This is a genomic window from Aurantiacibacter sp. MUD61 (assembly GCF_027912455.1).
Classification (GTDB): Bacteria; Pseudomonadota; Alphaproteobacteria; order Sphingomonadales; family Sphingomonadaceae; genus Alteraurantiacibacter.
Genome location: NZ_CP115446.1, coordinates 857872 through 882127 on the forward strand (window position 1 = coordinate 857872; position 24256 = coordinate 882127).

A 24256-nucleotide genomic window follows, 5' to 3' on the forward strand; every position below is an offset into this window, starting at 1 on the left:
GAAGCGATGCCCTCTGCAAAAACGATACGGTCGGTTTCGGCCGGATCGACAACTTCGGTAATGACATCCTGCCCATCGCCGCGCGCGAACACATAAGTGTCGCTACCAGCGCCGCCTTCGAGGCTATCATCGCCCGTGCCGCCAGCCAGCGTGTCTGCGCCGGCATTGCCGATCAGGCGATCATTGCCGCCTGCACCGGCAAGCGGACCGCCATTCGTGCCGAAAATGCGCAGGAGATCGTCGCGATCGCCGCCGCTGATCGATGCGGCCAGATCGGCGAAGGGCACACTTGTCCCGTCAACAAAAGTGACCGTGCCGATCGCCGGATTTCCGTTCGCATCAAGGCCAATGGCAATGCGGTCTTCGGTGCCTGCAATCGCGATCACCACATTGCCGTCGCGATCGGTCGAAATCGTCAGGCGGTCGGCGGTAATGCCGGTGCCCAGCGCCAGAACGGCGTTTGGAGCGCCGCCGGTCTGTGCGGCAATCGTGTCGTGGCCATAGCCTATGCCGAAGCGATAGGTGTCCGCTCCTCCGCGACCATCGAGCATGTCATCGCCAAAGCCGCCATCCAGCGTGTCCGCGCCGCTCGTACCCGTCAGGATATCATCGCGCTCGCTGCCGGTGAGCGAAATACGGGCGAGCAGGTCCGTCCGCGAAAGCGTGCTGCCATCGCTGAAGCGCAGGGTTTCAACTCCGCTCCATGCAGCGTCATAACGTAGGGTGATCTCGTCACCGCTGTCGGCAAAGGTGAGAATGATCTCGTTGCGATCGTCCGACAGCCGCGCCACGCGGAGCTCTGATTGCAAATAGCCGCTGATTTCGAGAACATCGGCGCCAGCGCTGTCAACGATGATGTCGCGTCCGTCGCCGCGGGTGAAGCGATAGGTATCATCGCCTGCTCCACCGCGCAGCAGATCGTCTCCCAGCCCGCCTGCAAGCTGATCGGCCTGCAAGCTGCCTTCGATCTTGTCGTCGCCAGAGGTGGCCTGGCCTTCGACCCATGCAGCGAACACATCTTCGACTGCCCAGCGCGCCCCATCCGCAAAGACGATGGACGGAATTGTGGCACCGGCCAGCGCAGAGCGTAGCACGAGCTGGTCGCCCGTCGCCGGGAAAGCGAGGATGAGATCGTTCGAATTGATCGCGGCGCGGCGGACCTCGACCGAATTCACGCTGAAATCGCTGAGCTCGACAGTCGCCTCGGCAACGCCCGATGGCATTTCCACCGAATTGATCCCGTCACCGGACGTCAGGACAATAGTCGAGTCCTGCGCCATGATGATGCGATCATTGCCTTTACCCGCAAAATACACGCGGTCCTGCGGAAGATCGCGCAGGTCGATGGTTTCCTGCGCATCGGCCGGGCGATTTTCAAAAATCATCGCGCGCACATCGGCGATGGACAGCACGGTTCCGTCTGCGAATTCGAAAGTCTCGACCGGATTGGCCTTGTAGCCACCGATGATCGCGAGGCTGTCACCGCTATTGCCAAGCGAAATGACGAGGTCGCCATCGATTTCGCGCCAGGTCAACAGATCCTGCGTGATCAGTTCGCCGAATACGATTTTGTCGATGCCGCCAGTGTCCAGAATGGAATCACGGCCATCGCCGACATTGTAGCGATATTCGTCATTGCCCTTGCCGCCGGCCAGCGCGTCGGCTCCCGCTCCACCGGAGATGACATCATTGCGATTGTCGAAGCCCGTCAGCTGCTCGCTGGCATCGGTGCCGGTCAGCATCCGGTCGATCACCTGCTCGAGAGAGAGGATCGTCCCGTCTGCAAATTCGAAGCTTTCGACCCGGGTCGAAGCAAAGCCGCCCGCAATCGTCAGTACGTCAAGGCCATTGCCAAGGCTGATGACAAGATCGTTGCCCTGGCGCAGGAAAATCACATCGTCTGCAATGACCGATGCCCCGAAAATGACCCGGTCTACTACGCCCACCCGGTCCGCGCGCTCTTCAATCCGGTCGAAGCCGTAGCCCGAGGTGAATGCGTAGGTGTCCGCGAGGTTGCCGCCGCGCAGAACGTCGTCACCCTGGCGCCCGTCGAGCGTGTTGGGGGCATCGAGCGTGCCCTCGATCACATTGTCGCCGCGGTTGCCGCCAGCAATCTGCAGCAGCTCTTCGACATCGGAGATTTTCATCACCGAACCATCGAAGAATTTGAACAGCTCTATCTCGTCTTCCGGCGAACGGAACTGGTTGCGAATGCGCAGCGTGTCGGTGCGGCCGAGGATCGAAATGAGCAGGTCATCGCCATCCTTCGTCCACACGATGTTGTCACGCGTGATGTCCCCGCCGAACTCGACCGTATCGTTGACACGGACGTTGACGCCCGGCCGATCGCTCCAGCGAGCCCGGATGCGTCTGTCGACAATGACATCCTGACCATAGCCGACATCGAATTTGTAGATGTCGCCGCCATCGCCGCCGATCAGCGTGTCGTCACCAGCGCGTCCATCGAGCGTTTCGCCGAAATTGGAGCCTTCGAGCGTCTCGGAAGCCGAGGTGCCGATAACGTCCACATTGTCCGGATTGATTTCGCTGAATTTGACGGTGCGATCGGTGAATTCGAAGAATTCGACCGCCTGGCTCTGCGTGCCTTCGCGAACATACTGGTTCTTGAACGTGATGACTTCGCCGGTAGCGCGGACTGTGAAAGTGAGATCGAGCGGAGTGCGATCAATGTCGACATCGGTGCTGGCGAGGCCTTCGAGCACAATGCGGTCGCTGCCGCCGCTGTCGATGACGGTATCACTGCCTTTGCCAATGCCGAGCAGGTAGCGATCGTTGCCGCCGAATCCCATGAGCGTATCATCGCCCAAACCGCCGTCGATAACGTCCGAGATGCGGTTGAAACCGTAAATCGTATCATCGCCAGAGGTCTTCTGGATGTCGACGTAGTGCTGCAGCAGCTTGAAGGCGGACCACTCGGTCCCATCGCCGAATTCAATGCTCTCCAGCATGTTGGTGAAGCCGATGAACGGCACGTAATTCAGGAAATCGGTCAGCGTGACCTGATCGTCCGTCCCCGAAATACGCATGGTGAGCGTTTCGGAAGCACCCTCGCGAAGGAAGTCGATATCGGTCCAGCGGACGTCGTCGATGAACTGCAGCTTGTCCTGCTCTGGCGGAGCAAACAGAGTGAAGCTGAAATCGGCATCCTCGACGACATCGTGGCCGTAACCGCGCCCGAAGATGTAAGTGTCATCACCTTCGAGACCGGTGAGGTAATCATCGCCAGCCCCGCCATCGAGTGTGTCACTGCTTACGAAACCGTAGATCGCATCGTCGTTTTCGGTTTTGGCATTCTCCAGAACACGGGTAACGATCTGGCCGAAATCAAGGCTGGTGCCATCTTCGAAGATGAACCGCTCGATCATGTTCGGCGCGACGTAATCCAGTCCCTCATCGCTACCGAGAATGTCGGCAAACAGGCCCAGGCCCAGACGCACCCCGCCAAACTGACCGACGATTTCGATCGTGTCGCCAGTCTCGACACCTTGCTTGTCGCGCACGATAATCTTCAAATTGTCGCTCGGCCCGTCCCGGACCAGTTTCAAGTCATCGGCAGTGATGTCTCCTTTGAAACGTAAGAAATCTATGCCGGCTTTGACCGGGCCGAAAGAGAACGTGCCATTATCGTCGATGACATCCTGGCCATCGCCAAGTTCGAAGATGTAGAAATCGCCACCAGCCCCGCCCGAGAGATAATCATTCCCGTGGCCGCCCCACAGAATGTCGCCCGAACCTGAGCCGATGTAGCTGTCATTGAAGTCGCCCTCGGCCCGCTCCTTGTCGACCACTTCCATCGACATGCGGAAACGATCCCACAACACTCCGTCGGCAAAGATGATCGCAGTGACACCGCTCTCCAGCTGCTTGCCGTTGGAGAGATATGGATTTAGCTCGCCAAGAAACTGGTCTTTCAGGCGTACGACATTCGTGCGCCCTTCGATCTGCAGGATCAGGTCCTGCCCGTCGCGAATAGCGGTGACCTGATCGGACATGACGTCGGTGAAACGAAGTTCGTCAGCGCCGCCATCATCCTGATCGAAGATCACATCATTGCCGGCATCCTTGCCGACGAAATAGAAGTCCGCCCCGTTGCCGCCCGAGATTTGTTGATCGCCTGCCGTCAGATAGAAGAAATCGACGCCCGATGTGCCCCCGACTTCGAGGGCATCCGCAGTATGATCGATGATGCGTTCTTCGCTGATGGAGAGCGCGTGTGCGACGCCCCGTATATCGAGATCGACGCCGATATCTTCGAACGCCGGCAGCATCATCTGCATGATAAACGGCTGATTGACTGTCAGTCCGTTACCGCCCTGATAATCCGGATAAATCTGCCAGAGGATCTCGTTCCAGTCCGTCAGGTAATCGAGGACAGCGTCATTATCGTTCGTTGCGGGCGCGTTTGCGAAAATCGCTTCGAACAGCGGCGCCAGCTGCCGTTCACCCGTCGGCACGTAGGCATCTAGCGCGACGTCATATTCGAAGCCCTGCGCGTATTCGGAAAGACCGCCCTGCAGCGCCAGGCGCACCGCAAAACGGCGGCTGGCTGTAATGTACTGGGCCATGACCGGCTCCAGCATGTCGATCATCACCTTGATGCCCGAGACATATTGCGCGGGATCGGTCGACAGATTGGCACTGCCCGTAGGCCCGACCGCATAATCGATAGTACCCGCATCGTAGTCCAGCGTGGCGCTGAGCATTTCGGGCCGGAAGTCTATCCCGCCGAGCCGTGTGGCGAAGTGGAATTGCGCCGGGGTGAGCATCTCGACGCGGAAAGTGGAATCGTCGGTCGAATTGACCTCGTCCAGATTCTCGAAATCGATGGCGTAATTACGCAGGTTGAATTCGCGATAATCGCCGGTCTTCCATTCAAGCTCGATCGCGCGGTCCAGATTGCGCGCCCAGACGTAGAATGTGCCGTCTCGGTCGGTGACCTGCACCGTGTAGTCCACGACCTGTCCGTCTGTGAAGCGTACACCGATCTGTTCCACCGGCAGTGCGGCGAGCGGATTGAAGCCCAGCTCTTCCGTGCGCCACTCGGTCCCGGCGGCATGTGCCAGTTCGAGGATGTCCGCGCGGCTCGCGTACACCGTCGACGGATCGGAAGCGAGCACCCAGCTGCCATCGGCCTGCTCGATACCGTAATCCAGAATGACGGCGCGGCCATCGATGATTTGTGTGAGGTAGGGCGCTCCCTCGCGGTGCTGAAGCGCAGCGGCGCGATCCGACGGGGACCATTGCTGCTCGAGCCGCCATCCGCCGACCTGGCTCAGGACATCCTGCAAGGTCGGACGATCGATGGATGCACCTGTGGCGTCGAGCACCGGATCACCGCTTGCCAGCGTCCAGTATCCGCCAGCCGCGTCCTCGACATAGACACCCCGGTCGACCAACACTGTCGCGCCGGTTTCGTCCGTACCAACCAGCACCGGCGTGAGCTCGCGGGTCAGCTCCTGACCTGCACCCCATTTGCCGAGCACATCGCCCGCCTGAGCGACCAGCGTGCGCAGATTGGCCTCGGTCATCTGCGCGGCGGTGGTCGTGGCGAGTTCTTCCAGCGCGACATCATTCGCCATGGCTACCGAGAGATCGGTGACCCGGCCGAAACCCTTGGCATCGAGCGCCTGGCCTGCCTGCCAGTCCGCCTTGCCGCCCTCGCCAGCGTATTTGGTATCGACTTCATTCGCGCGCAGGATCGCATCGAACATGCGCCGCGTGGTGCCGTTATCGAATGTCACGTCGCCATAGGCGGTAAGGCGCGCGCCCTGCGGCGTTGTGGCATCGAATGCCTGTCCCGTCGCGTCCAGGCTGACGATGCCCAATTCGTCGAGCGTTTTCAGCTCGCCCGCGTCGGTCACGCCATCACGGTTGTAATCCTGCCAGACCTTCAGCTCGCTCCAAGCAACATCCGCCATGGTGATCTTGCCGTCGCCGTCACTATCGAGCGTAGCCAGCTCCCCAAAGCCCGACTGCCCGACACCGCCGAACATCTCCGAAACATCGTCGATCCGGCCGTTGCCGTTGGCATCGAGAACAAGGAAGCCGTCATCCCCCTTGAGCCACCCGGTCCGCTCCGCAAACAGATCGCCGTCGACATCGAAATAGGTCTTGCCGAGCGCCATCTCGGTAAACTCGATCCCGTCCCCGTCGAGATCGATGACGAGGGGGTCGGTGCCCTTCGCCCATTTCATTCCCTTCGCGAAACGCTGGATTGCGGCGGCCGCGCTGAATGCGGCATCTACCATCGGGCCGCCACCCGATGCAGCGAAGGTAATAAGTGTGGGTGGAAGCGCTGCGAGGATATCCCAAATCGGATTAGCCGCGCGGAACACCATGTTGAAATCGGCTTGCCCTGCAAGCCCAAGCTGGTCGCGACCAAAATAGCTGCCGATGACATCGACATTCTCGATCTTCATCCAGCCCTTGAGGATACCCTGCTTTGCCAGGGCTTGCTGTTTTTCGTATTCCTCGCTCGGCTCCGCCCCGAAGACCGCCTGAAACAGCTGATCGAACTGGTTCGTGATGAACATGTCCAGATTGCCGTCCTCGTCCGGCCGGAACATGTAGGTCATCCACGGGAACAGGTGGTCGAAGTAGACCTGCCTACGCCAATCTCCTTCGGAGAATGCGAAGTTCGCACCGCCAGCGACCGCACCGATCGCACCGAACACGGCGGCTCCTGCAAGCCCGCCATTGGCATCGCCGCCGGTCAGTGTGAGGCCGTAGAATTTCAGGACGTCGCTATGCTGCGCGTCCATGACCTTGACGTTGGGCGCGTACCAGATGTTGTCTGAGTTTTCGACGGTATCTTCGACTTTGACAAGCTCTGTCTGCGGGTTACCGTTCTCGTCATACTGGATCTGACCGGTTCCGTCGCGAACGATGCGCTCATAAAATCCGCTGGCAGTGTCGCCGTAAATGACCCCGCCATCGGATGTGTTCCAAATCCAATCGCGACCGAGACCGCCGGCGGTCGTAGCCCCCTCACCGCCGAAGGTGAGCACCCAATCATTGCCGTCTTCGCCATCGAGAAGCAGTTTGTGCTGTTCAGAAACTCTTGGAGTTTCCATAAATGCAGGAGGTTGCGGCGGCTCCGGGAAAAGGTCCGGAAATTTCTCGTACTGCTCGAGCTCGAATTCGTACTGAGCCTGCTGGATCGCGTATTGCGCTAGCAGTTGCTTATAAGCATCATCGCTCTTGCCGTCTTTTTCTGCTTCTCTAGCCGATCGCTCAAGCGCCTCAAAAGGCTGGAGAACCTCGGGAATCCAGCCAATAAGAATGTCGCCGCCTTCGCCGCCGAATACCTCGCCCGCGCCTCGGTGGACCAGCCAATTGTTCTGATCATCTCCCGCAAGTAGGGCGATATCATCGCCAATCAGGATGTCGTTGTCGGGACCTGGAAGCGCACCGTTCTCGCCGCCCACCCACTCGATTGACCGAGCTGTCACGCGCTCCAGAACGAACTCGACGAAGTCGTCGAAATTCTCGATGATTTTCTGAATCGTTTCGGCGTATGCCTCGATCGCATTCATGATGCGCCCCTCAAAGGCAGTCAGCGCATCATCGATATTCTTCAGAAACTTGTATATTTCTCCATTCTCATCAAGACCATAGTCATTCACGAGGTAGCTGACTACTTCGCGAATTCCCGAATAGGTGCCAACTGCAGACGCGACGAAGAGGACGGCCGGGCCGGCAGGAGTGAGGGCGGCGAGACCAATAGCGCCAAGCAGCGGAAGACTGGAAAGAAATTCCGAAGCTTCTTTCTCCACAAAGCTACCGAAGTCGCCGCCTTCGGCTTTATGCTCTTCCCAACGGACCCACATCTCTGCGACTGAGAGTACGCCGCCCGCCAAAGTTCCTCCGACCTTGGTCTTGTCGAAGGTGCCGTCACTCTTGCGATAGCTGTCAATATGCTTTTTGAGAGAGCTGCGAACGAATTCCGGGACTTTGTCAGCACGCTCAATGATGACATCGGCGATCAGGTTAGCGCGGCTGATGGTATAGTCTCGAAACCTAGCCATTTTGTCGGCTGAAGCACGATAGGTACGGAGATAAAGGTTCTCGATTTGCCCGAGCGACTTTTTGGAAAGGTCGATGCCTCGATCAACCAGATCGCTAACCATTCGTACGAGATTGTCTAATACCTCTCGATACGGTTTCTGCCGAGAGTCCTTCAGGTCCGATCCGAAAACGGCAATCAGATCTGCATCTTTACCAAGCAAAGGCCCGACGTTGCTGTAAATTAGCTTGTGGACGTAGCTGGGATAAAGATCGGCTTTAAGGGCCTTCCCCTCGAGTACAACTTGACCAGCGTTGCTCGGAGCATCAAGAGTGATGTTGCCGATGCCCAATCTGCTGAGAGTTTCACTGTTAATATCTAGGGTTGCGCTGATGGAGCGACCATCGTCATCAAAGTTGGCTAAAACGCGCGCGCCATCTTGTTTAAAAACAGCTTCAGCAAAATCGCCATCAAATATTGCTTTTGCAAAAGCCCTTCTAGAATTGTGTCCGTAGCCATCGACGCGTGAGGTCACGTCGCTGTGTTGACGACCGTTAATCGTCGTAATGCGCTTGTTGTTCAGCGCAGCCTCTACTTCGGCTTCGGAAAATACTCGGTCAAAGTCTGATTTTGGCGTGATTGTTATAACCGGGCCACGGGTTTCGCGCACGAACGCCGCCGATACAATCTTGAACAGCGTGTTACTTTGGGCATCAGCAGGGACAAACCCTAGGCCGGGATAGTTACCGAACGCGTCTTTTCGAGTGACCGAGAGAAGGAAGTTCCCCAGCGCAGAATCGTCAATTATGCGCAGTTTTCCGCCGCTGCGGCGAGCCATATCTTGTGCGATTTGGAAAGCCGGTACATCACCGATCGTTCCGGAATACAACGCAGTTGCAGTCGTTCCCTCAACATGTAGATGCGATCCGATCGCAGATTTCTCGGTCACAAACTCCAGCAGTTGCTCGTAAGTTGCAGAATTGCCGTATCTGCTTAAGAATTCATCGAAAAGAGCCAATCCTGCATTCATCAGACCACTCCTCGTTGCTCGCGACCATCCTCAAATTCAAAACGAGGGTGTGGATTTTTGTTTTTGGGGAAGTCGTGCCAAACGCGAACGAACTCGCAGAGTCGATCAATCATTTTCGTTTTGCCCCAGAAATAGGTCGGCGCCTTCTTTTCGCCAGACGGAAACCAAACCTTGCGGACAGTATAACGTACTACTGTTGCGCCGCCCTCCCCGGTTTCATCGATCGCATTGCTTTCAATATTCGCGGCGAAAATTGGAGCATCGTCGGAATCGCGAAGAGTGAAATGCTCGTAAGGGTCCTGCGGGTGCGTCGGCTTGTAGACAAGGTACTCGCCAGTCTCGGTGTCGACCGTGACTTTTCTTTTCATATCAACCTGAATTGGCACCTCGATACTCCCGCATCATCAACAAATTCGATCGAATCGAGACCAAGAGAGGACCGCGGACCGGCACCGCACCCTTTGAGGATATGCGCACAGGCCCATACCCGCCTGTCAGCGAACACAACGCAAGCTAGTGTTGAGAAAGCGACGACCCCACAACGAACCCCTCAATTCGATTCCCTCGCTGCTCACAATGCCACAGCTTCCCCGTCTGGCAAGTCCAAAGAGCAAAAAACTGCGCAAAATGTCGCTTTGATACAATGGAATAGGAAGGATCCTTCTTACACACCCATGTGGCCCGCGCCTTTGACGAAAATGGTTTGGTCACTTTTTGGAGCTATCGGTCATGGGCATGACCTGCAATCGCAATACGGCTGTCCTCGCATCTCTGGGCTTCGGAGCAATCCTCGCCTGGATGGCGCTCGAGGCGCCTGCACCCGAAACGCCGGCTGCCGGTCGCGCAGCACGCGGAGCCGGAGGCATTATAAACGGAACGGTTGAAGCGCTCGGCCCCACCGGCGCGGCGGTGCTCTTCGTGCTTCTAGGCTGCGTCTTGGCGATAGTGTCGGCGATGCTGTGCCCTTCCTCGCGGGAATAGTTGCTAAAAGATAAACTTGCTTCGGCGGCGGAACCACTGTTCGCGTAAGCTTTTTCCAGCATCGCCTATAGCATAAACTGCCGAATCGTCTGGCAAGCGCCTCGCGTTTGAATATCGCGGGGCAGCCATCACCCGATTTGGCTGACCGGCTGGTTCACATTCGCTGAAGGCCCAATTTGCGCAAAAAAGTCGCTGTGATACAATGAGCTGTTGCATAGACCTCACATAAGAGGCGGGGCGCAGGAAATTTGCGGCAGCGGCTATAGCTTGGCTGTGGTGAGTTGCCGCAAGGGCGCTTGACGGTGAGGCGGCGGGCGTTAGACCCGGCTGCGGAGAACCATTCCGGAGGGGAAATTTACGTGGCGAAAACCAAGAAGTCCGCAAAGCCTGAGGGCTCGGCAAAATCGAGTGAAAAGACACAAGCGGCACCGCAGCTCGACGCAGAAGTGGTCGAGAAGATCGCCAGCCTGCGCAGTCATGTGCGCGAAAGCTTCGGCAAGGTCGTCATGGCGATGATGATGTTGCCGCGATATCGCCATCAGACGTTGATGGATCTGCAGCATCTTGTGCTGGAGCCGCTGATGCGTGACCGCATTGCCATCGCCCAGCGCGGCGGGGATGATCCATCCGCATCGGACATCGCCGGCGTCGCCATCTGGGCCAGCCTGTCGGACGAAGCCGAGGGGCGCTTGAGGGATCAGATCAAAGGCGGTGCCTGGCCGCTGCGCCTGAAGCCCGATGACTGGAATTCCGGCCAGAACAACTGGCTGCTCGATGTCATCGCGGTTGATCAGAAGGCGACTGCAGCCGTGATCGCCAACTTTCGCCAGGTTGTAAAAGAAGGCAGCCTGAAGCTGCACCCTGTCATCACCCGGCTTGTCGATAAAGAGACGCTGGAGAAGATGGGCGCAAGCCAGCTGGGCGGCGAAAAGGCTGATACGCCTAGCGAGGTCCCCGAAGGCGAAACCGTCAATTAAGTAGCCCTCGGCTGATCGGGGAGTGGCGCGCTAACGCTCCCTCCCCGCTTCATCCAGAGTCTGGCTGATCGGGCTGAGCAAATATTGGATAATCCTGCGCGTGCCGGTCTTGATTTCAGCCTGCACTGACATGCCCGGCTGCACGCGGTCGCAAAGGCTGTGCCGCACATCGATTTCGGGCCCGCAATCAAGGCTGATCCGCGCTGCATAAACGAGCCCGCCCTGTACCGGACGGCCGTTCTCATCGCGCTCGCTACCGACAGGTGCATCGCTCTGGTCGATCGCATCGCGGCTGATGTCCGTGACGGTTCCTTCGATGAGGCCGTAATCGGTGAAGTTGAACGCCTCCAGTTTCACCGCAACGCGCTGACCGACGCTGACAAAACCAATGTCCTTGTTCTGGACATAAGCCTCCACTGAAATACCCGCATTGCAGGCGGCAGCAACGCTCGCATCGCCCGAGCTACAGGGCACGATCACCATCAATTGCTGGGCAGGCTGCACCACTCCGCCGACGGTGGACACGGCAAGTTGTTGGACAACGCCATCCACCGGCGCGCGCAGATCCTGCAATTCGCGCCGACGCTCCGCTGCGCGCAATTGCTCGCCGGAAAGCGCGGCATTCTCGCTAGCTTCGGCGAGATCGGTGACGGCGGTTCTGCCAAAGGTTGAGCGAAGCCGTCGCATCTCCGCATCAATACGCCCCATGGCGGCCCGCGCCGCACGCGCATTGGCGTTTTGGATATCGATGTTGCGAATGTGCTCGGCGCGCAGCTGTTCATATTCCAGCAGCTCGAGCCGCGAGTAAAAGCCCTGCTCAGCCAGCTCCGAACGTGCGCTCAGCTGCTGTTCGATGAAAGGTAGCGCTTCCTGCAGTTTGGCGACTTCGGCCTCCGCCCCTTCCAGCGCCGCGCTTTGTTCCTCGCTCTGTTGCATCAGGCTGGCGCTTTCCGCTTCGAACTGCGCGATCGCGGAGTCGACCAGGGCCTGTTCGGTAGCGATTACATCGCCGGGGGTGCCAGGAGGAGCGACAAAACGCGCATCGCGGCCCTGCAAATGCGCCAACATGGCATTGTTGCGGGCCTGGAGGATTTGCGCCGAGAGGAGGCCTTGCTCGCTCTGCGCCTCTTCCGCGCTCGCCACCGTCGGGTCGAGCTCGATCAACAGATCGCCTGCGCGCACGAACTGCCCGTTGCGCACGTGGATCGCGCGGACCGATCCGAAATCGAGCGGCTGGACGATCTTGACGCTTCCATCCGGCACGGTCTTGCCAGACGCGACCGCGACCACGTCGATCCGGCCGAATATCGCCCACAGCAACGCCAGCACGAACAATACGCATGTCAGCAGGAGCAGCCAGCGCATGCCGGGGCTGGGCGGCTTCTCCATGATTTCGAGCGCGGCGGGCAGGAATTCGTGCTCTTCTTTCGGCCGAAAGGCAGCATCCGCCTCATTCTGGTTACGCCAGCTTTCGCGGAAAGTGGCCCAGTGCTTGGCCATGGTCGGGAAACGATCAGCGAGGCGGCTCATGTGGGGGCCTGCGTCATACCAGTTTGTTTCGCGTGCAGCTGCGCGTAGCGGCCGCCAGCCTGCAGCAGCTCCGCATGGCTACCCATTTCGGTCACTTCGCCAGCTTCGACGGTGATGATCCGATCGCATGGGCGCACGGCGGACAGGCGGTGAGCGATGATCATGACGGTGCGGCCCTTGGCAATCCGGCCGAGATTGTTCTGGATGATCTCTTCGCTTTCAGCATCGAGCGCACTGGTCGCTTCATCGAGGATCAGGATCCGAGGATCGGTGAGCAGGGCGCGCGCAATCGCGAGCCGTTGACGCTGGCCACCAGATAGGTTGCTCCCGCGTTCTTCGATCATGGTGTCATAGCCATGCTGCAGTCCGAGGATGAATTCATGCGCACCGGCCAGTTCTGCCGCGGCAATCACCTGCTCCATCGGCGCTGTCGGATTGCTGAGCGCGATATTCTCCCGCACCGAACGGTTGAACAGGATGTTTTCCTGCAGCACGACGCCAACCTGCCGCCTGAGCCATGCCGGATCGACCAGCGCCAGATCGGTGCCATCCACCAGCACACGGCCCTGCTCCGGCACATAAAGCCGCTGAACCAGTTTGGTCAGCGTCGATTTGCCACTTCCGGACGGGCCGACGATGCCCAGCATCTCACCCGATTTGATCGACAGGCTGACGCCGCGCAGGGCTTCGGGCGCATCAGGGCGGTAACGGAAGCGGACCTTGTCGAATTCCACATCGCCCGTGATTGGCGGCAGGCTCGCGCGATTGGGGTTGTGCTCCGGCTCGGCGGGCGAATTGAGGATATCGCCCAGCCGGTCTACCGAGATGCGGACCTGCTGGAAATCCTGCCACAATTGCGAAAGCCGCAGGATCGGCTGGGCAACACGGCCTGCCAGCATGTTGAAAGCCACGAGGCTACCGACGGTCAGGTCACCCGCGATCACGGCACGCGCGCCGAAAAACAAGATCGCCACAGTCGTCAGCTTGCTGACCAGCTGGATCAGGTGGCTGCCCCAGGTGGAGAGCACCGTCACATCCCACCCGGTCTTGATGTAGCCGGCAAACTGCTTTTCCCAGCGATCGCGCATGCGCGGCTCAACCGCCATGGACTTCAGCGTGCCGATGCCCGTGACGGTCTCGACGAGGAAAGCCTGGTTTTCCGCACCGCGCTTGAATTTCTCATCCAGCCGGGCACGCAGCGGCGGTGTGATGAAAATCGAAATCAGCACATAGACCGGTATCGTCAGCGCCACGATCAGCGTTAGCATGGGCGAATAGAGATACATCACCACGAAGAAGATGATGGTGAAAAACAAGTCGATCAGCACCGTCACCGCATTGCTGGTGAGGAAGTTGCGAATGTTTTCCAGCTCGCGCACGCGGGCCACGCTATCGCCCACGCGCCGCGCTTCGAAATAGCTGAGTGGCAGGGCGACGAGGTGGCGGAAAAGCGCCGCGCTCAGCTCGGCATCCACCCGGTTGGTGGTGTGCGCGAATAGCCAGTTGCGCAGGCCCGACAGCATGGTCTCGAAGATGAGGATGGTCGCAAGGCCAATCGCCAGCACTTCCAGCGTGGTCATGGATTGGTGCACCAGCACCTTATCGATGACGAGCTGGAAGAAAATGGGCGAGGCGAGACCCACCAATTGGAGGAAAAAGCTGCCGAGAATGACATCGCGCAGCGGCTTGCGATACTTCACCAGCGCGGGAATGAACCAGCTGATGTCAAAGGCGCGCTTCTGCCCGGCAATGTGCTCGCGGCTGGTCATCAATAGCAGGTCGAGCTTGCCGCCCCGCTCTTCAAACCGCTGCGTTGCATCTTCTTCGGACCAGATTTCCGGGCGCTCGCTGCTAGTGGAAGCCACCATGAAGCGCGGGCCGGTATCGGTATTCTCCTCAACCTTCAGGAGAATTGCCGTGCCGCCATCCTCCAGCGCTACAAGCGCAGGCAGGGGAAGCTTGGCCAGGCTGTCGAATGTCGCAGACTTGCGCCGCGCAATCAGCCCCAATTTCTTCGAAATGCGGACCAGATCGTCGAACGTGTAAGGCGTGTCGCCCTGCCCGCGATCATGGTGAATTTGCGAAGGCTCGGCAGGCACGCCGAGGAACTGCGCGAGAAGCACAAAGCTCGCGAGCGCCGGATCGGCGGAAAACGCCTCCTGATGTTCCTCTGATTGCGACACAGATTGCTTGACCCCGCACAATCATTAGCCGCCCGATTGTGCAAGTAAACCGCAAACTTGCTCCAAGAAGCTCAAGATCAGGAATTCTGTGTGAGCACATGCGCTCCGTTTCATGGCAAACCACGGCGAGGGCGGTCTTGGGCTTTACCGAATTCAGATGTTCTGCCATCCCGACTGCGCAGTCACAGCAATGGGAGAATGCCTGTGCGACCAGATGCCATCCGAAAGTTCGATCTGTTCTTCCTCGCCAGCGTGGCGATGGGACTTGCGAGCGGTCTGCTCAATTTCGATGCGCAGGTTGCCGCCCTCGCACAGGCGTGGACGCAGGTGGGGCTGCAAGATCAGGCGGAAAGTTTCATTATCGGCATAACGATCGTGGGTTTCGCGGTGAACATGCTGCTCTGGTACCTCGCATCGCGCAAAAGACAGGGCTGGGTGAAATGGGTGCTCGCCGCTTTTGTCGCGTTTTCCGCCGTGTCGATCGTCTCTGCGCTGGCGAGCGACATGGGGTCGCTCAGCCTGACCGGTGCCATAGCCTTGCTGCTGAAAGCGATAGCGACTGTTTTCCTGTTCATGCCCGACGCGAAAGCATGGTTTTCCGGTCAGGTAAGCTGATCCGCGCTTTTGCATGGCTGCTTGCAGCCGCTCTGCTGCCTGCACAGGCGGCAGCGCAGGCCTATCAATGCCGCATCCCGCAAGGCCGCGTCATCCTGCCGGAAATCGAGCCCGATGGCCCGGTTCGCCAGACGCGTGTCACCGGCTACACGCTGGCGCTGAGCTGGAGCCCCGAATTCTGCCGCCTGCGCGAAAACGCACCGCGTCATGCGCGGCAATGCTCAGGCCGAGACGGTCGATTCGGCTTTATCGTGCACGGTCTCTGGCCAGAGGGCCCGCGCGGGCAATGGCCACAGTGGTGCCCCACACGGGGCGAGCCCTCAGAAAGGGAAATCGCAGCGTCACTCTGCATGCAGCCCGACACCCGCCTGATCGCGCGGCAATGGGCCAAGCACGGCAGCTGCATGACGAGCAATGCCGATACCTATCTGCGCGTGACACGCATCCTCTGGAACAGCCTGCGCTGGCCAGATTTCGACCGCATTTCGCGCGAGCGTGACCTGAGCGCCGGTACTATTCGCACGCGACTGGCGGATGCCAATCCAGGGCTACCCGCCAGCGCAATCGGCCTCGACGTCAACGAGCGCGGCTGGCTGGAGGAGTTGCGCATTTGCTACGGCACGGACTTTATGCCGGTGGCGTGTGATCGCCGACGCTTCGGGCCGGATGACGATGACGAAGTGCGAGTTTGGCGGGGAATGTGAATTACTTGATCCGGATCAAAGACGCCGTTGGCGAGTGATAATAATATAATTCCATGATCACTATCGAACGCATCGCCCCACATGCCCATCGCATAACTGTTGTCGCCGAATTTGAGCTCGCCGATGCCAAGACGCTCGTCGACTTCGTGAAAGGGCAAAAGGAAGCCGGCGAGAGCGGGGGCAACCTCCTCATTGATTTGACGTCCATGGCAGGCTTTTCATGGACCGCTGTGGCTGAGGAGTTGGGCCACATGCCTCTCTTCATGCAATATATCTACGGGCTGAAACGAATAGCCATCATTTCCGATGAGGAATGGATTCGCACTGCCGCTCGGCTGGAAAGTGCGATGCTGCCTGGTGTAGCTTATCAGGTATACGATGATGACGAGGCGGATGCTGCGCTCGCCTGGGTGCTTGAAGAAACCGAGAACCCGCATGAAGGCGCATTTCGGCCTATCGAGACCGACTCGCCGAAGATCGCAGCTTTCGAATTGGTCGGCAGGCTAGACCGCAAAGAATCGGAACGCGGCGTCGCCATGGCGCGCACCGCGCTACAGAATCCGGAATGTTCGCGACTGATGATTGTCATCCGCCATTGGCATGGCTTTGACCCCGATGCTGCGATCAGCCGCGAGGTGATGGCTGGAAAGCTTGAAATGATGAAAGCGCTGGAACGCTATGCCATCGTCGGCGGACCGGAATGGATTCGCAACTTCGCAAGCCTGTTCGGTGCAATGCTGAAGCCCGACATCAAATGTTTTGAGCTGGACGAACAGGACGACGCAATCGCCTGGCTGAGCGAATAGTCGCTCAGACTTCAAGCAATCTCACCGCCGCACCCTGAAAAATTCGCGCAGCAATTCGCCTGCTTCACCCTCAGCCATGCCCGAATACACTTCCGGCTTGTACAGGCATTGCTCCTGCTCGAACACCCGCGCGCCATGGTCCACTGCGCCACCCTTGGGGTCAGCTGCCGCGTAATATAGCCGCGCGATTCGGGCGTGGCTGATCGCGCCGGCACACATGGCGCAGGGTTCCAGCGTCACGAAGAGATCGCAGCCGGTCAGGCGCTCATCGCCAAGATGCTTGGCTGCGCGGCGAATCGCTTCGACTTCGGCATGGGCCGTCGGATCGGGGCTGGAGCGGGTCAGGTTGTAGCCCTCTCCGATTATCGCACCGTTCTTGACGACGACCGCACCCACGGGCACTTCGCCCACACGCGCGGCTTCGCGCGCCAATTCGAGGGCACGCGTCATCGCTTCGGGAGTGGGCCAGCGGGTCATTGCCCCATGCGCTACGGCCCGGAGTTGCTTGACGCAAGCGCCCCCCACCGCTATGCGCGCGCCTTTCCCAGCTTAAAGCTGTAACCGAATCACAAATTAGCGAGAGATTTCGCCATGTCGCGCATCTGCGAACTTACCGGCAAGGGCCGCCAGGTCGGCAACAACGTTAGCCACGCCAACAACAAGACCAAGCGGGTATTCCTGCCCAACCTGCAGAACGTCACCCTGCTGAGCGAAAAGCTCGACCGTGCGTTCAAGTTCCGCGTTTCGACGCAGGGCCTGCGCAGCGTTGAGCACAACGGCGGCCTCGACAACTGGCTGCTGAAGACTCGCGACGAGAAGCTTTCCACGCGCGCGCTCAAGGTGAAGCGTGAGCTCAAAAAGGCCATGGCTGAAGCCGCCTAAGCTTCGGCGCTCAAAAACGAAATTCATGGCGCGCGAGGGTTATCCTTCGCGCGCTTTTTCGTGCCTGCAATCAGGGCGCGTAGACCAGCCGCGCCAGCAGCGTGCGCTGGAAGGCGGAGAAATTATCGTCTGAAATCAGCCACAGTTCGGCTGCATCACCGGGCAGCGGACGCACCGCAAGCCCTTCATAATTCTCGCGCGGCACAATGCCTTCGAGGCTGGCCAGCAATTGCGGCCTCCAGATTGCATCGGGAACGGGGGCCTCGCCCACCACCAGAAGGCTTTCAAAAGTGGGAAGCGGTAGCGGAGAAAAGCGGCGCATTAGCACCAGGACCCGGCCATCCGGCAGTTGAGAGGCATCGGTGGGGCGGTAATCCGCGACTGGCCATTCGACCGGGAATGCCGCCATCTCAGCCCCGTCCACCGGATCACCGGCAAAAATATAGCCGCGATTGCGCCCTTCTCCGAAAGCGACGAATTGCCCGTCCGCGAGCCGAACCATGGCTTCCAGCCCGGCATTGGCCGGCAGATTGAGCTCATCCCCGAGCAATCGCACCTGCTCTGCCGAATCATTGCCGCAAAAGCGATGAATCGCATGAGTTGCTTCGTAAGAGAGCCAGTAGGCAGAGCCATCGGGAGCAGGTGTTGCCGCCTCAATATCGAAGAGCGCAAGGCCGAAGCCATCGCCTGGAATGACCTGAGCCGTATGCATGCCCTTCGGCCCGTTCTCTCCCATGGTGAAAGTGAAGCGCCAGTTGCGATCCGAAAAGGCGCGCAGCTGACCGCTCGGCATGGCGATTAGCGCAGAGAAACCGCCGAATCCGGCGCCCGATCCTTCAATTTCCCAAACGTGGGTCGCGGTAAGCGGCGCATCTTCCGAAGATTCGGCAATGTCGACGGCAGTCACCGTGAACTTATCGGAGGGACGCAGCGATACAGGACTGCGCCACCAGCTGAGCGCCAACAACAGCACGCCGATTACAATGAGCAGGACAAGCCTTTTGCGGCGACGGATCGAGGAAAGCACCTGCCGCCTGGTTATGGCATGGGGCCGACAAACAACAGCGGATCAAGCCGCGCCAGATGCCATTTGATGCTCCAGTGCAGATGCGGACCCGTCGCGCGCCCGGTCGCACCGATCAGGCCGAGCCGATCACCCTGTTGCACCCGCTGCCCCTCGGTCACGAAGATCTGCGAGCTGTGCAGGAACGCGCTGTTCAGGCCCGCGCCGTGATCGATGATGATCAGGTGGCCTTCAAGGCTGAACGGGTCATCCGCCGCCAGCGTCACCACGCCATCGGCAGGAGCGACGAAGGGCACGCCTGCACCGGGCGCGATATCCAGGCCGGAGTGATAGCTGCCCGGCTCACCGCGATAGATGCGCTGCGAGCCGAAACGGCCGGAAATGCGCCCGGTGACCGGCCAGATGAAATCCTGCTTCCAGCCGTCCGATGGGGAATTGGCGGTGCGTGCATCCCAGATCGCATCGAGCTCGGGCTGGCGGCGGCGCATGAACGCTTCGCTCGCTCCGCCCGGTCGCCGTGCGACATTGACGTGTTCGATATTCCAGTCGCGCGGGGAGACGGTGATCGGGCTGCGCACTTCACGGCCGCTTTCAAGTGTCGCTACCAATTCGGTCGTGGACTCAGCGTCGCGGTCGAAAGCTGCGAAGAATCGCCCCTCATCGTCAAGTGACAATTCCTGTTCGCCCAGGCGCGCAGATGCGGTGCCGCCGGGAGCTTGCCCGCGGATCCAGCCGCCCTGCGTCAGCTCACCGTTAAAGAGGAACGTCGACGGCCCGGTTCGGGTAGGCGTGGGGGCAGGAGAAGGTGCAGGAATGGGCGCTGGCGTAGCGGTTGCGACAGATTGCACCGTTTCGGTGTTATCCGGTGTCGCCTCCACTGAAGGAACGGCGGCGCAACCGGCAATCAGCGCAACAATTGCGGGAGCTGCAAAACAGGCCTTGCCCATCACGCCTCGTCCATCGCCCGCTGCGTCGCCAGTTCGGGGCTCGAATAGGCTTCCTGCCGATCAACGCTCCAATAGCGCAGTTCTTCGAGGGGGACCGGGGTTCCGCTCACAGCGCAGGGCACGAAATGTCCCGGCTTGATCACACGGAAGCCGTTTGGCCCGTAAAGCAGAGTGGCGGCGTTTTCTGACGAGTTCATTAGCATTTCCCCTATTTAGGGGCAGCTTGGCGACAAAGCAATTTGCACGCCACAGGACCGAAAGGCCTAGAACAGCTCTGTCTGGCCGCTATCTGCGTCTCTCGGCTTCGCCTTGGCTGCCTTGCGCGGCTTTCGCGGAGAGTCGCCCGGTACTGCCCTGATTTCTCCATCGGAGAATCGAATGCCGAGCACTGGCTCGTTTCCAGCTACCGCCGCGGTCGTGACCGCCTTGCCATCCCCGTCAAGCACCATGGCATAGCCGCGCGCCAAGGGTTTTTCGGGATGCAATTGCTCGGCGAGGCGGGCCAGCGCACCGAGTTGCTGGCGGCGCTCCGAAATTGGCCGGGTGACAAGCGCTGGCACCAACCGTGCCGACGTGAGCCGCTGCGATGCATCGCGCAAGGCGCCGCGCAAAATGCCCGGTGAAAGGCGGGCTTCGGCCAGCCGCTCGCGCCCCTTGGCCGCGCGATCGACCAATCCCTGTCGCAATCGCGCACCGAGATCGTCGAGCCGCTGCGCGTGGGGCTGCAACAATTGCTCCGCGCCCGGCAGGCGCTGCACGCGCGCCTCCAGCCGTTCACGGCCCAGATCGAGCGGGCGCCGCACCACTTTGCGCTGGCGCAGCGCGAGGTCATCCAGCGTCGCCTCCAGCTCGCGCTTCACCGGCACGGCGATTTCCGCCGCTGCAGTCGGCGTGGGCGCGCGCTTGTCGGCGGCGAAATCGCAAAGCGTCGTATCGGTCTCGTGACCGACGGCGCTGATGACGGGGATCGGCGATTCGGCGACAGCGCGCACCACCGGCTCTTCGTTGAAGGCCCACAGATCCTCTATCGAGCCTCCACCGCGCGCGACAATCAGCAAATCGGGCCTTGGCACCGCACCGCCCGGCTCCAGCGCACCGAACCCACGCACCGCAGCCGCAACCTGCTCTGCCGCACCCTGCCCCTGCACCAGCACCGGCCACACCAGCACATGGGTGGGGAAGCGTTCTTCGAGGCGGTGGAGGATATCGCGGATGACCGCGCCGGTGGGTGACGTCACGACGCCAATCACCTTAGGTGCGAAGGGCAGGCGGCGGACATTGCCGAAGAGACCCTCCGCCTCGAATTTCTTGCGGTTCTTTTCCAGCAGGGCGAGCAGCGCGCCCTCGCCCGCGATCTCCATCCGATCGACCACGATCTGGTATTTGGAGCGCCCCGGATAAGTAGTCAGCTTGCCGCTCGCGACCACCTCAATGCCGTCTTCCGGCTGGAAAGGCAGCCGCCCGGCGTTGCCGCGCCACATCACCGCATCGAGCACCGCGCCCTCATCCTTCAGCGCCATGTAGACATGGCCCGATGCCGCCCGCTTCACGCCCGAAAGCTCTCCGCGCAGCCGCACGAAGCCGAAACGATCCTCGACTGTGCGCTTCAGTGCCTGCGAAATTGCGGTAATCGATAGCGGCGCGGCATTGTCGCCATCGCGACCCTTCGCTACCAGACCGCCATCGCCCGAAGCATCATCGCCATATGGAGTATCGTCAGCCATGAATATCCTTGTCCTGGGTTCGGGCGGGCGCGAACATGCCCTGTGCTGGAAGCTGGCGCAATCCGCAGCCGTGGCCGAGCAGGGCGGAACGCTATACGTATCCCCGGGCAATCCGGGAATGGCCGAATGCGCGGAGCTGGTGAGCCTGGATGCGGGCGATCATGACGCAGTGATCGGCTTTGCCAAAGAGCACGACATCGGGCTTGTCGTAATCGGCCCCGAGGCGCCGCTTGTCGATGGGCTGGCGGACAGTTTGTCGGCAGCCGGCATCCCGACCTTCGGACCGGGCAAGGAAGCGGCCCAACTTGAAGGCTCCAAGGCCTTCACCAAGGAAATGTGCGACCGTGCGGGCATCCCGACAGCTGGCTATGTGCGTTGCACCTCGCTGGAACAGGCGCGCCAGGCGCTCAGCACGTTCGCACCGCCCTACGTGCTCAAAGCCGATGGGCTGGCTGCGGGCAAAGGCGTGGTCATCGCTGACAGCATCGACCATGCCGAAGAGGCGCTTGAGGACATGTTCGGCGGAAAATTCGGTGCCGCGGGCGCTGAAGTCGTGATCGAGGAATTCATGGCAGGCGAGGAAGCCAGCTTCTTTGCCATCACCGATGGTGAAACTGTCGTCCCTTTCGGCACCGCGCAGGATCACAAGCGCGTGGGCGATGGCGATACCGGCCCCAACACCGGCGGCATGGGTGCCTACAGTCCGGCCCGCGTGCTGACCGATGGACTGGTCGCCGAAACGCTCGAGCGCATCATTTTCCCCACCGTGCGGCAGATGCGCAAAGACGGTCATCCCTATCAGGGCGTTCTCTATGCAGGCCTCATGCTGACCGATGAGGGCGTGAAGCTGGTCGAATACAACGCCCGCTTCGGGGATCCTGAATGCCAGGTGCTGATGATGCGGCTGCAGAGCGATCTCGCCGAATACATGCTCGCCTGCGCCAAGGGGACCCTCGGCGAGATGCCGGAGCCGGAATTCAGCGACGACACAGCCATGACCGTGGTGATGTGCGCAAAGGGCTATCCCGGCACGCCAGAGAAAGGCGGAGCGATCCATCTCGGCCATGCCGAAGCCACCGGAGCAAAGGTCTTTCACGCGGGCACGAAGCTCGATGGCGACCAGCTCGTCGCGAATGGCGGTCGGGTGCTGAATGTCACCGCGCTGGGCAATGACACGAAAGCCGCTCGTGATGCCGCCTACGCGGCGGTTTCAGCCGTTGAGTTTCCGAGTGGTTTTTACCGCAGCGATATCGGCTGGCGGGAGCTGGAGCGAGAGTAGGGAGCGCCTGAGCTATCCTGAGCCGGGACTCTCGCCAAAAGCGTCGGCAAATTCCCGGAGCAGCCAGATGCGGAAAGCGCGCACCTTCTCGGAGTTGCGCCTGACTTCGGGGTAAATCAGCCGATATTGCGCATCGGGTTTCAGCACACGGCTGCCCACCTGAATGAGTGCGCCGTTCTCGATCTCTGCATGGAAGAGTTCCGGCGACAATAGAGCGACGCCGTTCCCGCTCGCCGCCGCCGCTGCATCAAGCACTTGTGAATCGAATTGCAGGCCTCGCTTCGTACCGGTCGCGGCCTTGTCTTTCCGATCATCGCAGCGCGCTGCATCCCACAAATCCCACCAGCTGCTACCGGGCGAAATCCGGTCATCGTCTGGCAGGGCCGGATCGTCGCCAGCGAATTGAGGATTTGCCGCGATGAAATCCGGCGTCGCGAACGCCGCAATCTCGTGCTGCATCAACGGGTGCTGTTCCAGACCTTTGGGCACGCTATGGGAGAGGCGGATAGCCACATCGCACTCGCCTGCTTCAAGATCGACAAAACTGTTGCTGACTTCCAGGCGCAGAGCGATCTGCGGGTTGGCGAGTTGAAACTTGCCCAGACGGGGCGCCAGGACTTTTGCTGCAAAGGACTGGAAGCACGCGATCGACAGGACCGCGTCGTCATTGCCGCCCAGATCGTCAAAAGCGTTTTGCATAACCGTAAAGGCGTGCGCGATCTGCGGCGCGAGTGCTTCGCCAGCTGCGGTCAACTCCATGGTCCGCCCCTCTCGGACAAACAATGGCATGCCGACCCGCTGTTCCAGATTCTTGATCTGGTAGCTTACAGCCGCCTGCGTGAGGCCGAGCTCCTCCCCGGCGCGGGTAAAATTCTTGTGCCGGGCTGCGGCTTCAAACCCCCGGATAGCCGAGAGTGGAGGCAGGTTTCGCATGGTTGTACCATAAGCCAGACTTATGGCTTTCGCCAAGTTTTGATTGGTATTGTGAGCCGATCGCTTTCATATCGCTCCTGTCAGCACAAAGGAGACTGATATGACTGATCCAAAGCAATCACTCGCCGTGGCGCGCCTTGTGGTGTTGGCATTGCCGCTGGTCCTGCTGATCGGATCGGTCTCGAGCTAAGGTCTGAGCCAACACTCGAGATCCAATCCGCCAGTAGCGCGCGAGATTACTCGCCCTCGTTGACCGCATCCCCTACGGCATTGCCAGCATCTTCTGCGGCATCGCCGACCTGACCGGCTGCATCGCCAACATCGTTGGCCGCATCGGCAATGGCGTTGTCACGTGCGATTTCGGCATCGCTCATCTGCGTGAAAACCACGAATGCGCCGATGGCGATTACGGCAATGAGCAGCAGAAAGCCCCAGCGAAAACCGCCGCTGCTGTTGTTGCCGTTGTTGTCGGTCACCACCGTGTGCGTGGTGTGGGTGTTGCCGGTTTCGTCCGTCGTTTTCGTAATACGTTCTTCGGTCATGAGCTTCCTTCCCCATGCAAGTTGATCCGAGCCGAAACGCGGGCTTGAGGGAATTGGTTCCTGACCTCGAGTT

18 protein-coding genes (1 of these 18 cut by a window edge) are annotated in these 24256 nt (G+C 60.0%); 7 read left to right on the plus strand and 11 right to left on the minus strand.

Annotated elements, in window-relative coordinates:
- Nucleotides 1–8048: the start of a tandem-95 repeat protein gene (locus tag O2N64_RS04035; RefSeq protein WP_271078999.1), read on the minus strand. 24064 nt of this gene lie to the left of the window's left edge; only the first 8048 of its 32112 coding nucleotides appear in the window; it begins with the start codon at nucleotides 8046–8048; the stop codon falls past the left edge of the window.
- 1007 nt (nucleotides 8049–9055) lie between these two features.
- The gene (locus tag O2N64_RS04040; protein WP_271079000.1) at nucleotides 9056–9442 is read right to left on the minus strand and encodes a hypothetical protein; all 387 of its coding nucleotides are present in this window, start codon (nucleotides 9440–9442) and stop codon (nucleotides 9056–9058) included.
- Between the two features lie 349 nt (nucleotides 9443–9791).
- Between O2N64_RS04040 and O2N64_RS04045 the strand changes: the two genes are divergently transcribed.
- Nucleotides 9792–10037 (plus strand): hypothetical protein, encoded by a 246-nt coding sequence (locus O2N64_RS04045; RefSeq protein WP_271079001.1) that lies wholly within the window; start codon nucleotides 9792–9794, stop codon nucleotides 10035–10037.
- A gap of 359 nt (nucleotides 10038–10396) precedes the next feature.
- Entirely contained in the window at nucleotides 10397–11014 is a 618-nt protein-coding gene (locus O2N64_RS04050; protein WP_271079002.1) for a toxin-activating lysine-acyltransferase, read from the plus strand.
- A 30-nt stretch (nucleotides 11015–11044) separates the two neighbouring features.
- On the opposite strand, the gene O2N64_RS04055 is transcribed toward O2N64_RS04050, so the two are convergent.
- On the minus strand, nucleotides 11045–12544 hold the full coding sequence (locus tag O2N64_RS04055; protein WP_271079003.1) for an HlyD family type I secretion periplasmic adaptor subunit: 1500 nt from the start codon (nucleotides 12542–12544) through the stop codon (nucleotides 11045–11047).
- Nucleotides 12541–14727 (minus strand): type I secretion system permease/ATPase, encoded by a 2187-nt coding sequence (locus O2N64_RS04060; RefSeq protein ID WP_271079004.1) that lies wholly within the window; start codon nucleotides 14725–14727, stop codon nucleotides 12541–12543. Before O2N64_RS04060 ends, O2N64_RS04055 begins: the two co-directional genes overlap by 4 nt.
- Nucleotides 14728–14931: 204 nt before the next feature.
- Here O2N64_RS04060 and O2N64_RS04065 point away from each other — a divergent pair, with 204 nt between their 5' ends.
- Genes O2N64_RS04065 through O2N64_RS04075 form a run of 3 tightly spaced genes read left to right on the plus strand, consistent with a single transcriptional unit; the run spans nucleotide 14932 to nucleotide 16852 of the window.
- Entirely contained in the window at nucleotides 14932–15342 is a 411-nt protein-coding gene (locus tag O2N64_RS04065) for a hypothetical protein (protein WP_271079005.1), read from the plus strand.
- Entirely contained in the window at nucleotides 15318–16046 is a 729-nt protein-coding gene (locus O2N64_RS04070) for a ribonuclease T2 family protein (RefSeq protein ID WP_271079006.1), read from the plus strand. Before O2N64_RS04065 ends, O2N64_RS04070 begins: the two co-directional genes overlap by 25 nt.
- Nucleotides 16047–16099: 53 nt before the next feature.
- On the plus strand, nucleotides 16100–16852 hold the full coding sequence (locus O2N64_RS04075) for an STAS/SEC14 domain-containing protein (protein ID WP_271079007.1): 753 nt from the start codon (nucleotides 16100–16102) through the stop codon (nucleotides 16850–16852).
- Nucleotides 16853–16873: 21 nt separating this feature from the next.
- On the opposite strand, the gene O2N64_RS04080 is transcribed toward O2N64_RS04075, so the two are convergent.
- A complete protein-coding gene (locus O2N64_RS04080) occupies nucleotides 16874–17329 on the minus strand; it encodes a nucleoside deaminase (protein WP_271079008.1) in 456 nt (151 codons plus the stop codon).
- 114 nt (nucleotides 17330–17443) lie between these two features.
- On the opposite strand from O2N64_RS04080, the gene rpmB reads away from it, so the two are divergent.
- Complete coding sequence (gene rpmB, locus O2N64_RS04085) at nucleotides 17444–17734, plus strand: 50S ribosomal protein L28 (RefSeq protein ID WP_271079009.1); 291 nt, start codon at nucleotides 17444–17446, stop codon at nucleotides 17732–17734.
- 70 nt (nucleotides 17735–17804) lie between these two features.
- Here rpmB and O2N64_RS04090 read toward each other — a convergent pair whose 3' ends face one another.
- The 4 genes from O2N64_RS04090 to xseA all read right to left on the minus strand — a co-directional run bounded on the left by O2N64_RS04090 (nucleotide 17805) and on the right by xseA (nucleotide 21429).
- Nucleotides 17805–18761, minus strand: a complete 957-nt coding sequence (locus tag O2N64_RS04090) for an esterase-like activity of phytase family protein (protein ID WP_271079010.1) — start codon at nucleotides 18759–18761, stop codon at nucleotides 17805–17807.
- Nucleotides 18762–18772: 11 nt separating this feature from the next.
- The gene (locus tag O2N64_RS04095; RefSeq protein WP_271079011.1) at nucleotides 18773–19636 is read right to left on the minus strand and encodes a M23 family metallopeptidase; all 864 of its coding nucleotides are present in this window, start codon (nucleotides 19634–19636) and stop codon (nucleotides 18773–18775) included.
- 68 nt (nucleotides 19637–19704) lie between these two features.
- Nucleotides 19705–19908 (minus strand): DUF2093 domain-containing protein, encoded by a 204-nt coding sequence (locus O2N64_RS04100; protein ID WP_271079012.1) that lies wholly within the window; start codon nucleotides 19906–19908, stop codon nucleotides 19705–19707.
- Between the two features lie 60 nt (nucleotides 19909–19968).
- Nucleotides 19969–21429: an exodeoxyribonuclease VII large subunit gene (gene xseA / locus O2N64_RS04105; RefSeq protein WP_271079013.1), complete on the minus strand. Its 1461-nt coding sequence runs from the start codon at nucleotides 21427–21429 to the stop codon at nucleotides 19969–19971.
- Here xseA and purD point away from each other — a divergent pair.
- Nucleotides 21428–22708 carry a phosphoribosylamine--glycine ligase gene (gene purD, locus O2N64_RS04110; RefSeq protein WP_271079014.1) on the plus strand — a complete coding sequence of 427 codons (1281 nt, stop codon included), beginning with the start codon at nucleotides 21428–21430 and terminating at the stop codon, nucleotides 22706–22708. The genes xseA and purD overlap by 2 nt on opposite strands.
- A 12-nt stretch (nucleotides 22709–22720) precedes the next feature.
- On the opposite strand, the gene O2N64_RS04115 is transcribed toward purD, so the two are convergent.
- Together O2N64_RS04115 and O2N64_RS04120 are read right to left on the minus strand one after the other, a co-directional pair.
- Nucleotides 22721–23641: a LysR substrate-binding domain-containing protein gene (locus O2N64_RS04115; protein WP_271079015.1), complete on the minus strand. Its 921-nt coding sequence runs from the start codon at nucleotides 23639–23641 to the stop codon at nucleotides 22721–22723.
- 236 nt (nucleotides 23642–23877) lie between these two features.
- The gene (locus O2N64_RS04120; RefSeq protein WP_271079016.1) at nucleotides 23878–24183 is read right to left on the minus strand and encodes a hypothetical protein; all 306 of its coding nucleotides are present in this window, start codon (nucleotides 24181–24183) and stop codon (nucleotides 23878–23880) included.
- Between the last annotated feature and the right edge of the window lie 73 nt (nucleotides 24184–24256).